This window comes from Convivina praedatoris (genome assembly GCF_933208495.1).
GTDB lineage: Bacteria > Bacillota > Bacilli > Lactobacillales > Lactobacillaceae > Convivina > Convivina praedatoris.
Genome location: NZ_CAKOET010000007.1, coordinates 36,131 through 50,411, shown reverse-complemented (window position 1 = coordinate 50,411; position 14,281 = coordinate 36,131). Strand labels below are relative to the sequence as shown.

Here is a 14,281-nt window from a genome sequence, read left to right as displayed (position 1 = left end):
GGTGTGACTTCAAACAATCAGAGGCTAAATGCAAAAGTATCGGGCGTTAAAACACCGATGTCTTTTACCACCAAATCGCCACAGTATTTGCGGCCTTGATTTTTACGTAGGCCAACCTTGGGGTAGCCTAAAGCAACAGTAGTGTGGGCCTTAAGGGCGGCGCCCATGACTTCACCGGTATTGGGATTGATCCCAGTTGGGGTATCAATGGCGATGACGTCGTTATCAATGTGGTTGGCAGCTTTCATCATTTTTTGCAGCCCTTCGGGTAGCGGATTATTTAACCCAGTACCAAAAATAGCGTCGACTATTAATGTAGCTTCCTTGAAATCACTTTTTTCAGAAGGATGGAGGCCACAGTGTTTGGCGATTTCTAGTTGTTTATGTACGGAAGCTTTGGCACGATTTAGGTTCCCGACAAATTGTAAAGACACTGAAAGCCCTTGTTGGTGTAATAAACGACCAAGCGCAATGCCATCAGCACCATTATTTCCCAAGCCAACGAGGACTAAGATGTGACTGAGGTTAAAACTTCCCGCACCAATAACTTCTTGAACAGCGATGGCGGCCCGTTCAATCAGTACTTCTTGGGGGATATCAAAGTCATTCATCGTATAATCTTCTAAAGTTAGCATTTCAGTTGTCGTTACAAATTGTGTCATCTTGTCCCTCATTATTGAGTATAATATTCCTAGTTTATTATATATAGAGATACGTTAAATTGCCACTCAGTCGGTAGTAGGAGGAAAGATGGACCAGTTAGATATTGCTGAAGATTTACAGCAGGTTAAAGATCAGGTCGCTATTTTAGGCGCACGGGGATACAATGTGACCCTTGATGAAGCGATTGCCAGTACGTTGAAGCGTGGTTTGCAGGAAATGATTGACCACCGCACTGACGGTTCTTACTACACAGTCAAATGGTCGGCGGATGGTAAGCAATTAGAAGTCTTTGACATTTACCGGGACCGGATTGGCCATGTAGAGTCGGAAAGTGATAGTTTGGTTCAAGACTTTCAAAATAATGATCAGTTGGTCTGGAATCGATTTGATATTGTTTTGCGTCAATTAATTAGTCGATAAAATATTGCAGATAATCTTAAAATCTGTTATAGTATTATCTGTTATGGAGAAGTACTCAAGCGGCTGAAGAGGCGCCCTTGCTAAGGGTGTAGACGTGTTAAAGCGTGCGAGGGTTCGAATCCCTTCTTCTCCACTGATAAATATAAGACGTTCATTGAGATTATTAAATCTTGGTGGACGTCTTTTTTGTTTTTAATGACTATTGAAAAAGATGGCCATCGGCCATCTTCCAGCATTACATTAACGTTGTTAGATACCGCATGATTTTATCGGTATCAGAATTCTCTAACTCCTGAATCACGTGCAGATAAGTTTTTTGCGTTGTATTCATATTAGAATGTCCTAATCGTCGGGCAACCGAGCCAATTGAAACGCCAGCATATAGTAATAATGAGGCATGGGTATGTCTTAAACCGTGTACTGAGATTGCTGGAATACCGGCTCGCTTACAATAGCGTTCTAAGCGCTCATTGAGGACAGCATTATAGGTCTTCTTACCTTCTCGAACAAAAATTGGCCGATCACCTGGGCGATCTTTAATCATTTGACCAAATTGCATTGCCACTTGCCAATCTAACGGGATTTTACGTATGGAAGCAGTATTTTTAGTTGCATCAAAATCTTCTTGCTCAGCTTTATAATTCCAGGTTTTATTGACTGATAATGACAACCGCGACAGGTCAAAATCGTTGGGCGTTACGCCCAGTGCTTCACTGTAACGCAAACCAGTTTTGGCAATTAATAAAATCATGTAATCCCAGCTTAATTCATCCCCTAAAGTCAACTGAGCCAAGAGCTTAGTTAGTTGCTGTTGGTTTAAAAACTTGGTTTTGTGGCGCTGGGTAACGACTCCCTTAATAACAATTTTACGGGTGGGGTCAATGCGAACCCAGCCTTCTTCGACTGCATCAATAATGGCTGATTTTAATTGATGGTGAAAATCTAAAACGGTTTGTTTTTCGTGATTTTTAGCAAATTGATTCATCATCGCTTGATAACTTTGACGGTTTAAATCAATTAGCCTTAATTCTGGGACTAGTAGGCGGATATGTTTGAGGGTCCGTTCATACTTTTCATAAGTAATTGGTCGCACGGCGCCTTTCTTATATAAATCCAGCCAACGGCGGTAATACACGTGTAACAACATTGATTCTTCCTGTGACATCTTGGTCACCTCCATAAAAAAATAGCACCCACCAAACGGTGAGTACTATCCTAGTATCTGTGAAATTTTATTGAAGATTGCCAAAGAATTTTATGATAGCGTCTTCAAAATCAACAGACTCAAAGAAATTCATGTCGTTCTGTCTTTCAATTTCTTCCAACTTAGCATTAAGTTCGGGTGTATCGTTTAACTTAAAACCCGGTTGATATAAGTCATAAGCTTCGATAATCTGATTGCCATTGAAGTTGTGGTTAGCAGCCCATTTATACAAGGCTAGTTCGGTGTTTTTCGAACGAATTTTGGTTCGTTCAACTTTTAAACTTTCCACATCAAAGTGCTTCTGATAATCTCCACGCTCAATGCCATCCAAAATCTCACTAATTTCATCTTGACCATCCTGATCCATCGGTGTGATGTGCTCTTCAACAGCCTGGCGTTTGGCAGGTACCATATCATCCATATATTGGTTCAGTAGGTCAACCAATAGGTCATAATCAATGATTTCACTGGCATATTTATCCAAAGCAATTTTAATGTTGGTTAAGTCTAACTTCTTATCATCAGGCAGTACCTGATTAACATCGTTTAATCGAGCTTGGAGAGCTGAGAAATCATTTTCAGAAGTAATACTAAGGGTGACCTTTTCATCAGTGATATGGCCAGTACCATCAAAAACAGGTACCGCTTCGCCAAAGGCATAGCCTTGTTGGACTAAGCGTTGCACCTTTTGATTGACGTCAGCAGCTAAGTGAGCGAATTTTATCTGAGCTTTAGCCCCCAGAGGCATTTGTGAAAAATCATCGCCGGCTATTTCCTTTAATTGTTCAATCTTGGGTGCTAAATCTTGAATCTGGCTGGCCTGGTTAGGCGCTAGAATATCATCATTAAACAGCTCTTGTTGGTCATCCAAGGAAGGGTGCTTTTCGGCATCCGCTTGTGTATCGTTACCACCCTTGGTATAGATAACTAAGGCTTCGCGAACATGATCCTCCATGACTTGGCCCTTCCGGTAAAAACGCACCTTACCGTGGGGTTTAGCATTTTTGTCAATGGTTCGATTCGTTCGGGACATGGCCTGGATTAAGAGACCTTCTTGGAGCAACTTATCTAAATAAATAATATTCAAATATTTAGAATCAAAACCGGTTAAGAGTTGATCAGAGACAATGACTAAGTCTAAACGATCATCATCATTACCACGATTATAGGGTTTTTTACGAGCCAGTCGTTTGGTAATATCGTTCAAATAGTCGCGTCCTGGGTCGTCATGTTCAATAAAGTTAGCCGTTTGATAACGTTTAACATAATCAGCCATGGCTTGTTTAAGGCCTTCTTGAGAATCAGACGATCCGGCACCATTACTTTCATCACGCGAGTAGGTCATGGCTACGCGTAAATCGGGCGCAATCTCTTTAAAAATATTGTAGTAATCGGCCACGGCCTGTTTACCTGAGACAGCCAACATTCCCTGGAATTGATTAGGGGCTCGGTGTCCCATTTCAATTGGCCCGGCGGCATTATCTTGCCAGTGTTGGACGATGTCTTCGGCCACTGACTGACGGAAAGCATGGGAAGCATAGACTTCTTTTTCTAACTGCTTTTCATCTAGGTCAGCGCCAGCCTCATGTTCAATATCAGTCTCATAGTAAGTAACATCAAAACCAAGAACGTTACCATCACCAATCGCATCTTTAATAGTGTAGCGGTGCAAGCGTGGACCAAAAACATCATGGGTCGAAACCTCGCGGGTAGTTTTCACATCATTGACCTCATCGGAATAAAAATTAGGGGTTCCGGTAAAGCCAAACCACGTTGTGTTGGGAAGAGCCTGTTTAATGCGTTTTACCGAATCGCCGCTGGCTGAGCGGTGGGCTTCATCCATTAAAATAACTAAGCGTTGGTCGTCAGTCCAACCGCGCTTGACGGCATCACTTAGGCCTTGAACAGTGATTAAGAAGATGTTAGGTGCTTGTTTTTTCTTCAGCTCTCTTTTTAACTGGTTACCATTGACGACTTTGATTCGATCTTTAAAGGTGACATAGGCAAAGTTTTTAAAGTTTTCAGCGGTCTGGTTAACCAAATCCACTCGATCAACGATGAAAATTACATGCTTAACATCGTCCATGGAAGCTAACAGTTGGGCAACCTTAAAGGAGGTGACTGTTTTACCTGATCCAGTCGTATGCCAGATATAACCACCTTCTTTTTCTATTAAATGATTATTCTTCATGGTCCGCATCCGGTCCATAATTGCCCGGGTGGCTTGAATCTGGTAGGAACGCATCACCATTAAATTATCATTGGAGGCATCTGGGATCATGTTAACGGTCACCAAACGGTGAAGAGCGGGGATGCCCATCACTTGGTGAATAAATTCCATGGTATCAGTCACGTCTCTGCCATTATCATCTCGCCAGCCAAAGACAAAGTCGTGATTATAAGACTCGCTATTTTTCGGCCGGGCGAGATAGTGGGCTGAATTCTGAGTAAGGATGAATTGTACTTGGACAAAGGACATCAGTCCGGTGTACATGCCATCATTGTTGTATTTATGGAGCTGTTCAAAGGCGCCCCATTGATTCTGCAAGTGTTCATCTTTTTCTTCAACGTGGGCGACAGGAAGGCCGTTAATTAGCAGTAAAAGATCAATGCGACGGTTTTTACTTAAACTATTGGTTAAATGATTAAAGGTAATTTGACGGACAACCTCATATTCCGAATGTCCGCCGGCCACCTCATCTCCGTAAAAGATTTCGATAGAAAGCTGGCTACCATCATCACGGATTAATGGTAAAGTCCCTTTGCCACCAGCACCTGCTAAAAGCAATTGGGCAGCATAGGGGCTTTTATTCTGATTTACTTGTTCAACTAAGCGCCGAAACTCGTTTTCGGATAATTCTTTTCCTTCAAGTTTGGTGCGATTATTCCGGTTTAGAATTTCGCGCCAATGTTCGTAGAGAACATCGTCTGTTTTTCCAGACAGATCATCTCGGTAAGTCCAGCCTTCTTGGGTTAATTTTTCGATTACAGCTAGTTCAAATTTTTCTTCAGCCATTTTAGTATCCTTTGTTGATTGCGTTATTTTTTATTTAGGATTTGAATGTAAAACAATATTTTTAATTATTTTTATTTTAACAAAGAAGATGATAAAAGTTTTTACGCTGATTGACTGTGATGAGGTTGTTAATGCTTACTAATACCTCACCAATCATTTTCTGTTCTTCAACTTCTGGTACTGGCACTTCAATATCCATTGCTTTAGTTTTTGAAATATTGAATCGTGAGACTCCCTGTGCCAATAACATAAAATTTTTTCGTATAGAGGGGCTTCGCAACATAAATGCTAAATAATTTAAATCAAATTTTACATTAGGTCGGTATCCAAACGTAAAACTATTTAAATATATATTAGGAGTATTAAATGTCCAAACACTAGACATTCCAACATCTTCAGGTGTTTCAGAAGAGGTTGTAAAAAATACATCGCCCTTTTTTATCTGATGTTGTTTATTATCAATTTCAATGGCCTCTGTACCTTCTATTTTGGTAATAGGATTGGAGCATACATTCATATAAGTTATGAATCGACCAGCACCGTGTCCAAAATCGTCTTTTGTTTTTCCTGAGAGTCCAGTAAAAGTACTACCAAGATTCCCTAGCTTACGCTTTTGCCAAGCTGTTATATTTTTAGCTTTCTTTATGTTTTTCTTTTGATTTTATAGAAAAAAACATAAAGAAAACGATAATCTCTATAAAAATAAAAAGAAAAAATAAGAAAAAGGATATATTTTTTAGAATATATCCTTAATTAAGTTGAAATATTGAATTTTTTATACGAACATTTGCTGTAAAAGAGCTTTTTTAAGCTCTTTGTAAGTTTCAACCTTACGCTGATTGACTGTGATGAGGTTGTCGAGGGATTGAGAAATTATTCCAATCCTAAGTTCTTCTGAATTTTCAACAGGGGTCTCTATTTCTAATTTTTTAACTATTGTACCGGAAAGATTTCCTTGCCCGCCTTGCAAGTAAATATTAACAATATGTTCTTTTTGATTTCTCAACCATTGCATAATAAACTGTGGGTCATCATTTTGTGTTGGTTTAATGGCTAAAATAGCTTGGTTGATTGCTCCGTTAATACGTGATACACCAACTTCTCCACTTGTAGCTCCATACATTGCGTACAGAATATCACCGACTGCAACTAGTTTAGCTGATGAATTATTTAAACCTGCTTCAGTTAAATAAAGCTTTGTTTTATCCAAATTGATTTCAGCAGACCGTATAAATGGAATATCACCACCATAATATTTTGAGTTATCAGCACTAGGTGTTCCTCCAGAATAGGTTTCTGTAAAACTACCCAATTTACGCTTTTGCCAAGCTTCACTATACCCATTGAACCGAATCTGGGGTATATCACTATCACCTGACACGAACATTCTTTGTAAAAGTGCTTTTTTCAGAGCTTGATACTTTTCAACTTTACGCTGATTGACTGTGATCAGCTGTTCTAAGCGCAACAATAATTTAGATATTTGTTTTTGTTCAAGAACTCCTGGGAATTCAACCTCAAAATTAGAAAGTGAATTCCAACTAATACCAAAAATTTTTAAACCAGTACCATTTTTATATCCGAAGTGTTTAAACGAATCCGTATGTAACAAATAGTATAAAAATAAGCCATCGGATAATTTGGGTTGTAGTGCAATTGTATGGAGGCCGGCAACCAATTTCTCTGATGGCAATTCAAGTATTATGCTTGGTTCAGCAATACCTTGATAATCTTCTGATGCATCAGCAACTACCAGATCTCCCATATGTAAATCTGAATAATCACCTGGTTTAATATTAGGTAAGTTTGTTTTACCATTTACAATATCAGCAATACCAGTATGAATATCACCATAATGAATGTATCTATATCCTGTAACAGTTTGAGATTCAACATCACGTGAAAGCGAATAAGACTTTAATTTCGTTACAATGTCACCTAACTTACGCTTTTGCCAAGCATCGCTATACCCATTGAACCGAATTCGGGGATATGACCTATCTGAATCACGAACATTCGTCATTTTAGAACCCCCTTTAGGAATTCTAGGTACTTTTGGCTCTCTTCATCGGTACCATTTAGATCAGCCATCATGGTTTTCAGCTCATTTTCAAGCTTTTTTTCCTCAGCATTTAATTCCTGCATATCTTTGAAAAGCTGTTCGGCATCAACTAGTGCTTCCTCTTCAAAAGTATCAACATAGCGAGGAATGTTTAAATTAAAATCGTTTTCCTTAATTTCATCCATTGAGGCAACGTGGGCATACTTATCGACGTCTTCCATGGTCGTACCAGTGGCTACAGCTTCTTTATAGTTTTTAAAGGTTGAGACAATCTTTTCAATATCTTCTGGTCGTAGTTTGTTACTGTTTTTCTGCTTTTCAAAGCCTTTTGAGGCATCAATGAAGAGCACATCATCATTTTCACGATTCTTTTCTAGCACCATAATGATGGTCGGAATACCAGTGTTAGTAAAAATCTTCTCTGGTAAACCAATGATCGCTGTGATATTCCGATTTGTTAGTAAGTTTTTGCGGATTTTTCCCTCGGCTGCCCCACGGAATAGTACGCCGTGGGGTAACACAATCGCCATCCGACCGTCTTGTTTTAGGTGGTATAGGGAGTGGAGAAGAAAGGCATAATCGGCTTTTGAAGCTGGAGCAACACCATCACGGAAGCGAGGGTCATCTTCCCGATCCTTATTATTCCATTTCAATGAGTAGGGAGGGTTAGCCATAACGGCGTCAAACATCCGCGGATTGTCACTGCCGTCTACGATTCCATCTGGCCAATCGTTATTTAAAGTATCAGCGTTTCGGAGGTTAATATCGTTGTATTCAACGCCGTGCATCATCAGGTTCATCCGGGCCAGGTTAAAGGTTGTTGTGATTAATTCTTGACCGTAATATTTAATGGCACCACGGACATGATCATTTTTCATATAAGAAGCAGTGGTTAATAGTAAAGAACCAGAGCCCATGGCTGGATCATAGAGACTATAGTTTTTCATGTCTTCGCGACCATAGGTTAAAATTTGGGCCATAATATCGGAAACTTGGTGGGGCGTATAAAATTCACCGGCCTTGGCACCGGAATTGGCTGCAAACATACCAATCAAGTATTCATATAAGTCACCCAATACATCGGCATCATCTTTAAGTTCGATTTGGGACATGAGGCTGATCATATCAATCATCGTGGCAGTTCGCATTTGATCGTTGTTACCTAGCCGACTAGAAGTAAGATCCATGTCGTCAAAAATACCCTCAAACTCAATTTTGGCATCAGGACTGATACTTTGCTTAAAGTGGGCCAGCGAATCTGAGATATTAGAAATATTAAAATTACTGGTGTTAATATCTGATTCCCAATCAGAGAACATCTCTCCAGGCCGGATACTATAACCGATTTTGGATTGCATAAATTCGGAAGCTTTTTCAGGGTTTTGCGCCCAAATTTCAGCCCATTCTTGATTACCAGGTATACTTTTTAACCAAGATTGTGCTTTTTCAGATAAGAATTTGTAGAACATAATGCCGAAAATATAGTTTTTATATTCAGCTGGTTCAATCTTTCCACGTGTATCATTTAATGTTTTCCAAATCATTGCTTGTTCAGTTGCTTTTAACGCCATGATTAATCATCCCCTATTTTTTAAATCCATTTAGATTTAATTATACAGAGATAGAGCGTAAAGGACGTAGAAAATCTGATAGCTTGGCAAAAGCGTGATCTCAAAGAGATGGGAAAAATATATACAGGGAATACGCCCCCCACAGCTAATGAGAGTAATTGGAGTACAAGTCAATCTGGACATATATGGGTCACTCCAACTGATATAGATAAATTAACCATTCACCAGTCATTTAAACACTTGACAGATGTTGGATGGTCTAAATCACGTAATGTTCCAGCTTATTCCGTTCTAATTACTTGTATAGCCTCCATTGGAAAAAATACTATTAATACCGTTCCTGTTGCATTTAATCAACAAATAAATGCCATTATTCCTGTACAACACGATTCTTTTTTTATACTTGCAGTTATGACAAGAGAAACAAATAGACTGAAGTCAATTGCTGGTCAAACAGCAACTGCAATGATAAATAAAAGTACTTTTGAAAAATTCAATATTATAGTTCCATCATTAATGGAACAAACCCAAATCGGCACCTTCTTCCAATCCATCAACAACCTCATCACAGTCAATCAGCGTGAATTAAAAACGTTGCGTAGATTATTGAACCCGGGAACTTGTATAATTAGTGTTAAATTTTTTAATTTAAAAAGGATGTTAAATATGACTTATTTGATAAATATTTTGAGTATAGTAGTTGCGATTGAATTTTTTTATATTATGTATCTGGAAACTTTTGCGACTCAATCAAAAAGGACTGGCCGCGTTTTTGACATGTCATCTGAGAAGTTGGCAGATAAGAATATCCAGACGTTATTTAAAAATCAAGGGATTTACAATGGATTGTTAGGTATTGGTATTATTTATAGTATGTTTCTTTTACCTAGTATGTTATTACCCATCATGATTTATATTATTGCCGTGGCATTGTATGGTAGCTTTTCAAGTGGTAATAAAAGCATTGTATTTAAACAAGCCGGACTAGCCATGGTCGTGACGTTATTATTGCTATTACATTGAACATAAAAAGGTACCACCAGCTTAGCTGGGGTGCCTTTTTATAATATTAAGAAATCAATTCATGTCTTAACACATATCCATGCCCATCTTCTTGTAGGAATCTAGGCTCTTAATTACTAATTCATCAACTTTGCAGCCTCGTTCGTCGGCCAAAGCATTCATGAGGGTATCCATCTCCATCAAATCATACTTCTTATGAGGATCATCTGGTGTCCAAACTTGCATTTGAGCCATCATACCACCATCTTCGTGTTCAATGATGTGGCAGTGATACATGAAGACTCCAGCATAATTAAAGCGCATTTTAATCCGGACAGTTTCACCAGGATTGACACTGACCGTATCCTTATAACCCATTTCGTTGGGATAAGGTGCTTGACCATTACGAGAAACAATTTGGAAAGAGCCACCGTGCATGTGGTAAGGGTGCAACATACCACCGCAGCAATCATTGGTATTGGTAATATCCCAGTACTCAGTGACGCCTAATTGCTGGCGGTCATCAATCCGCATCATGCCAAATTTACGACCGTTAATGGTGATTTCTTCATCGGTTCCAGCCAGAACTACTTGGTGAATATTGGCATTTGGATCAACATCAGGATAAGTGATTTCAGCTAATTGATCCGGCAAAACGGTATTGTCAGGAGCAAAGTCCTTAATATTAAAGGTTAAAATCGGTGTGTCATCCGAATAGAGGACAACTTGGTCACCGGCTTTATAATCTTTAAAGTCCAAAATAACTTCAGCTCGTTCAGCACAAGTAATCATTAATTTGGTTAATTTAACTGGTTCGGGCAATAAACCACCGTCCGAAGCAATTTGGGTCATAATCAAATCATCTGAGAGGTGCAAGCGCCATTCACGCCGGTTAGCACCATCTAAGAACCGTAAACGTAATTTTTGGGTAGTCACGTCAAACACCGGATTAACCGTTCCATTAATCAAGGCCGTTGGTCCAGCGGTACCATCAGGATCATAATCAGCGTCATAATTCCACTGGTTATCCTCGTGGAAACGACGATCCTGTAAAACAACGGGAATGTCATCGACACCATAATTACGAGGTAATGGTAGACTGTCCTCATGGGCATCTTTGACATAAACCATGGCAGCCAAACCATGCCAAACATCCCAGCCGGTTAAAGGACAAGGATGGGCGTGCAACCAGGTTGTTGCAGCTGGTTGATCAACTTTAAAAGTGATTTCTTTGGGTTGACCAGGATAAATTGGGGCATGACAGCCACCATCAATAAAGGGACCGGGGACATCCAAGCCATGCCAATGGAAGGTAGTCAATTCAGGTAGACTGTTCTTTAGCGTAACGTGGTAGGTTTTCCCGCTACGAAAGACAATAGTTTGCCCCAATAAACTCTGGTTATACCCCCAGGTTTTGGTCTTTTCACCCGGCAAAATTTGGGTTTCTCCCGGTTGAGCGTGGACTGTCATCCAGACGTCAGTATCGGTCTCTCTATCTGGCTTGAGTAGTGCTGGAATATTCAGGGGCACTGCCGGTGAATCGTAAACTTCCAGGGGTACATAGCCGCCATCGTGATAGTCGTAGGCACTCTCATTGAAAAAGTACTTATCATAAATTGGTGTAGATTTTGTTGACATAATTCTCCTCCTTCTACGCCTGTAGTATACAACAGTTTGGGTTGAATAAATGCTTGTGCTATCATTTATCTTAGTGAGAGGAGGAAATGATGAAATTTAATAAAATTTTACATGCCATTTTGGCCTTGCTGTGGGTGTATACCTTATATTTGTTGATGAATAATCAGGGAATGAATGCCATGTACCTGATGTCCATTGGAATGTTAGTGGAATCGGTCTACTGTCTATTTTCAAAAAATTAAGTCACTAAAAATGCTATGAACGCCGAAGTTTGTTGGAATTAAATCTCGGGGTTCATAGCATTTTTGGTTTTTATTATCGATCACGGCCAATGATGTGGGCATATTCAAAGAAATTAGATGGTATCAAAATCAAGATGAAAATAATTAGTGATAAAACGGCCGTCGCGATGGTTAAAGGCATGCTATTGACAAATTCGGTCGCAATTTTAGTTGATAAGTCAGCTAAGACTAATAGCCAGACCCAAAATGACGCCAGGCCAGTGTTGTGTAAGCGTCGAACTTCCAAGCTTAGGGAAGGGATGACTAGTAGTAAACCAACAAAGACGGTGATGCCCATCCAAGCCATGACGGCTGGAGGTAAGTTGAGTCGGGTGTAGTCGGTGGCGCTAATCAATTTTTTAGCGGCGCTAGTATGATGATAGGCCACTGCGGTTCCAGCTGCTGACCAAAAGATGGTAAAGAGGAAACTCCAAATCACCATCCACCAATACTCAGCACGAGTGGCATCTCCACTGAAATTAAAGTAATTTTTCCAATAGTTTTTAAATGCTGTTGTCATTGAAATCATGAGATAATCCAATCTTATTTTTTAAAATATAGGCCTAAAAGGTTAGGTGGTTTATTGACCGCCTACGATTAGTTCATCGCAAATGTTTAAGAAGAGACCGTGTTCAACCACGCCAGTTAATTGGTCTAATTGAGTTGCTAGCGCTGTTAAATCGTCAATTCCGCTAACATCAACATCGATGATGTAGTTGTTGGAATCGGTTAGTAGGTATTCTCCATTGGTTTGACGATAGCTTGGGGATAGGCCCAACTTTTCAAAGTGGCGATAGAGATGGTGAGAACCAAACTTAATGACTTCGATGGGTAGTTTGAACTGACCCAAGCGCTCGTGTTCTTTGCTGGGATCAACGACCCAAATATTCCGATCAGAGTTTAAGGCCACAATTTTTTCAAACAATAATGCGGCTCCGCCCCCCTTAATGCCGTTTAAATCGGGATCAACTTCATCAGCACCGTCAACGGTAATATCAATCCGCTCCACTTCATCAATATCAACCACGTTGAGCCCTAGCTGGGCACCTAGTTTTTGTGATTGGGTTGAGGTTGCTACACAAATGATATCTAGTTGTTCTGCTTGAACTTTTTGAGCTAACAATTCAATAAATATTGAAGCGGTTGATCCTGATCCGAGTCCGATGACACCTTGGTTTGGCATATAATCCAATGCTTGTTTGGCTGCTGCTAATTTGCCATTATCCATTTTTAAAAAGTCCCCCATTGATGGTAGTTTACTTTGACAGTATAGCAGAAATTAAGTGAAAATATGACCATACTAGCTGTACAAGTCACTGCTGTCTGATAGCTGGATAATGGCTAATTTGATATAATAAAGCTGTTAAAATTATTTTTCACAAGCAGAAATTAATCAAGGAGGCAATTGCATGCCTAAGATAGTGACCATTTTAGGATCAACAAATATTGATCGAGTTGTAAAAGTACCGCGTTTTGCGACCAGCGGGGAAACCTTAACTACTGACCAACATGTGGTAACCATGATGGGTGGTAAGGGACTGAATCAAGGGGTAGCTGCAGCTCGTTCCGGTGCAACGACTCACATGATTACCAAGGTTGGACCTGAATTTGATATTGAAAAAAATATGAAAAGTCCTAATTTGGATACCAGTTGTGTGGTAATTTCTGAAGAAAGTCAGACCGGGCAAGCTTATATCACGGTTTCAGAGGAAACTGGTGATAATATTATTTATATTTATGCTGGTGCTAATGCAGAACTATCGGTGGAAGATGTTCACGCTCAAGAACAAGCAATTACTGAATCAGCCTTTGTGGTTGCCCAGTTGGAGACACCAATTGCCACCACGATTGAAGCCTTTAAGATTGCCCGTCAGCATGGGGTAATCACGGTTTTGAATCCAGCTCCTATGCCAGAAAAGGGTGGTTTGCCCGAAGAGTTGCTAGCTTTGACTGACATCATTGCTCCTAACGAGCATGAGAGTTACCTATTGACTGGCATTGAAATTAGCGACCGTGCTTCAATGGAAGCCAATGCTAAATACTATGCCGAGCGTGGTCTAAAAACGGTTATTATTACTTTAGGGTCGCAAGGTTCCTTTTATATGAATAAAGAAGGTCAATGCGACATCGTGCCCGCCTTTAAAACCCATGCTGTTGATACGACCGCAGCCGGTGATACCTTCATTGGGGCATTGGTAACACGGCTAAATCCGACCTTGGATAATTTGGTTGAAGCCATGACCTATGGTGCTGCTGCCTCTTCAGTAACGGTTAGTCGTCCGGGTGCCCAAGGTAGTATCCCAGTTGAAGATGAAGTCCGAGTTGTTTTAGAGGCACATCGAGATTAATTTACTGCATTCGATTTAAGTCCGTTTACGGACTTTTTTTATTGGAAAAGGTTAGAATATCACCGTTGCAACGGAT

At 39.9% G+C, this 14,281-nt stretch carries 13 protein-coding genes, 1 tRNA gene and 1 pseudogene; 6 read left to right on the top strand and 9 right to left on the bottom strand.

Annotated elements, in window-relative coordinates:
* Positions 1-17: 17 nt before the first annotated feature.
* Positions 18-662 (bottom strand): NAD(P)H-hydrate epimerase, encoded by a 645-nt coding sequence (locus M4974_RS06810; protein WP_248706610.1) that lies wholly within the window; start codon positions 660-662, stop codon positions 18-20.
* A gap of 88 nt (positions 663-750) precedes the next feature.
* Here M4974_RS06810 and M4974_RS06805 point away from each other — a divergent pair, with 88 nt between their 5' ends.
* Together M4974_RS06805 and M4974_RS06800 are read left to right on the top strand one after the other, a co-directional pair.
* Complete coding sequence (locus M4974_RS06805; protein WP_248706609.1) at positions 751-1,083, top strand: hypothetical protein; 333 nt, start codon at positions 751-753, stop codon at positions 1,081-1,083.
* Between the two features lie 45 nt (positions 1,084-1,128).
* Positions 1,129-1,216, top strand: a tRNA-Ser gene (locus M4974_RS06800).
* Positions 1,217-1,318: 102 nt separating this feature from the next.
* On the opposite strand, the gene M4974_RS06795 is transcribed toward M4974_RS06800, so the two are convergent.
* The 5 genes from M4974_RS06795 to M4974_RS06775 all read right to left on the bottom strand — a co-directional run bounded on the left by M4974_RS06795 (position 1,319) and on the right by M4974_RS06775 (position 8,936).
* Complete coding sequence (locus tag M4974_RS06795; protein WP_248706600.1) at positions 1,319-2,248, bottom strand: site-specific integrase; 930 nt, start codon at positions 2,246-2,248, stop codon at positions 1,319-1,321.
* A 67-nt stretch (positions 2,249-2,315) separates the two neighbouring features.
* Positions 2,316-5,303 carry a type I restriction endonuclease subunit R gene (locus M4974_RS06790; protein WP_248706599.1) on the bottom strand — a complete coding sequence of 996 codons (2,988 nt, stop codon included), beginning with the start codon at positions 5,301-5,303 and terminating at the stop codon, positions 2,316-2,318.
* A 76-nt stretch (positions 5,304-5,379) separates the two neighbouring features.
* Positions 5,380-5,931: a restriction endonuclease subunit S gene (locus tag M4974_RS06785; RefSeq protein ID WP_248715877.1), complete on the bottom strand. Its 552-nt coding sequence runs from the start codon at positions 5,929-5,931 to the stop codon at positions 5,380-5,382.
* A gap of 147 nt (positions 5,932-6,078) precedes the next feature.
* The gene (locus tag M4974_RS06780; protein WP_248715871.1) at positions 6,079-7,326 is read right to left on the bottom strand and encodes a restriction endonuclease subunit S; all 1,248 of its coding nucleotides are present in this window, start codon (positions 7,324-7,326) and stop codon (positions 6,079-6,081) included.
* Positions 7,323-8,936 carry a type I restriction-modification system subunit M gene (locus tag M4974_RS06775; RefSeq protein WP_248706596.1) on the bottom strand — a complete coding sequence of 538 codons (1,614 nt, stop codon included), beginning with the start codon at positions 8,934-8,936 and terminating at the stop codon, positions 7,323-7,325. Before M4974_RS06775 ends, M4974_RS06780 begins: the two co-directional genes overlap by 4 nt.
* 75 nt (positions 8,937-9,011) lie before the next feature.
* Here M4974_RS06775 and M4974_RS06770 point away from each other — a divergent pair.
* Together M4974_RS06770 and M4974_RS06765 are read left to right on the top strand one after the other, a co-directional pair.
* A pseudogene (locus M4974_RS06770) lies at positions 9,012-9,521 on the top strand (restriction endonuclease subunit S); the annotation flags it as partial.
* Positions 9,522-9,602: 81 nt separating this feature from the next.
* Positions 9,603-9,959 carry a DUF1304 domain-containing protein gene (locus tag M4974_RS06765; RefSeq protein WP_248706638.1) on the top strand — a complete coding sequence of 119 codons (357 nt, stop codon included), beginning with the start codon at positions 9,603-9,605 and terminating at the stop codon, positions 9,957-9,959.
* Positions 9,960-10,025: 66 nt separating this feature from the next.
* Here M4974_RS06765 and M4974_RS06760 read toward each other — a convergent pair whose 3' ends face one another.
* A complete protein-coding gene (locus tag M4974_RS06760) occupies positions 10,026-11,576 on the bottom strand; it encodes a multicopper oxidase family protein (protein ID WP_248706595.1) in 1,551 nt (516 codons plus the stop codon).
* 89 nt (positions 11,577-11,665) lie between these two features.
* Here M4974_RS06760 and M4974_RS06755 point away from each other — a divergent pair, with 89 nt between their 5' ends.
* Positions 11,666-11,818: a hypothetical protein gene (locus tag M4974_RS06755; protein ID WP_248706594.1), complete on the top strand. Its 153-nt coding sequence runs from the start codon at positions 11,666-11,668 to the stop codon at positions 11,816-11,818.
* Between the two features lie 73 nt (positions 11,819-11,891).
* Here the strand turns inward: M4974_RS06755 and M4974_RS06750 are convergent, their stop codons facing one another.
* Positions 11,892-12,377: a DUF805 domain-containing protein gene (locus tag M4974_RS06750; protein WP_248715870.1), complete on the bottom strand. Its 486-nt coding sequence runs from the start codon at positions 12,375-12,377 to the stop codon at positions 11,892-11,894.
* Positions 12,378-12,437: 60 nt separating this feature from the next.
* The gene (gene rpiA, locus M4974_RS06745; protein WP_248706592.1) at positions 12,438-13,085 is read right to left on the bottom strand and encodes a ribose-5-phosphate isomerase RpiA; all 648 of its coding nucleotides are present in this window, start codon (positions 13,083-13,085) and stop codon (positions 12,438-12,440) included.
* Positions 13,086-13,266: 181 nt separating this feature from the next.
* Between rpiA and rbsK the strand changes: the two genes are divergently transcribed.
* A complete protein-coding gene (gene rbsK / locus M4974_RS06740) occupies positions 13,267-14,205 on the top strand; it encodes a ribokinase (protein WP_248706591.1) in 939 nt (312 codons plus the stop codon).
* Positions 14,206-14,281 lie beyond the last annotated feature (76 nt).

Coding starts and splice junctions, on each gene's coding strand:
- M4974_RS06810 (WP_248706610.1), bottom strand. CDS start 662: ATGACACAATTTGTAACGACAACTGAAATGCTAACTTTAGAAGATTAT.
- M4974_RS06805 (WP_248706609.1), top strand. CDS start 751: ATGGACCAGTTAGATATTGCTGAAGATTTACAGCAGGTTAAAGATCAG.
- M4974_RS06795 (WP_248706600.1), bottom strand. CDS start 2,248: ATGTCACAGGAAGAATCAATGTTGTTACACGTGTATTACCGCCGTTGG.
- M4974_RS06790 (WP_248706599.1), bottom strand. CDS start 5,303: ATGGCTGAAGAAAAATTTGAACTAGCTGTAATCGAAAAATTAACCCAA.
- M4974_RS06780 (WP_248715871.1), bottom strand. CDS start 7,326: ATGACGAATGTTCGTGATTCAGATAGGTCATATCCCCGAATTCGGTTC.
- M4974_RS06775 (WP_248706596.1), bottom strand. CDS start 8,936: ATGGCGTTAAAAGCAACTGAACAAGCAATGATTTGGAAAACATTAAAT.
- M4974_RS06765 (WP_248706638.1), top strand. CDS start 9,603: ATGACTTATTTGATAAATATTTTGAGTATAGTAGTTGCGATTGAATTT.
- M4974_RS06760 (WP_248706595.1), bottom strand. CDS start 11,576: ATGTCAACAAAATCTACACCAATTTATGATAAGTACTTTTTCAATGAG.
- M4974_RS06755 (WP_248706594.1), top strand. CDS start 11,666: ATGAAATTTAATAAAATTTTACATGCCATTTTGGCCTTGCTGTGGGTG.
- M4974_RS06750 (WP_248715870.1), bottom strand. CDS start 12,377: ATGACAACAGCATTTAAAAACTATTGGAAAAATTACTTTAATTTCAGT.
- rpiA (WP_248706592.1), bottom strand. CDS start 13,085: ATGGATAATGGCAAATTAGCAGCAGCCAAACAAGCATTGGATTATATG.
- rbsK (WP_248706591.1), top strand. CDS start 13,267: ATGCCTAAGATAGTGACCATTTTAGGATCAACAAATATTGATCGAGTT.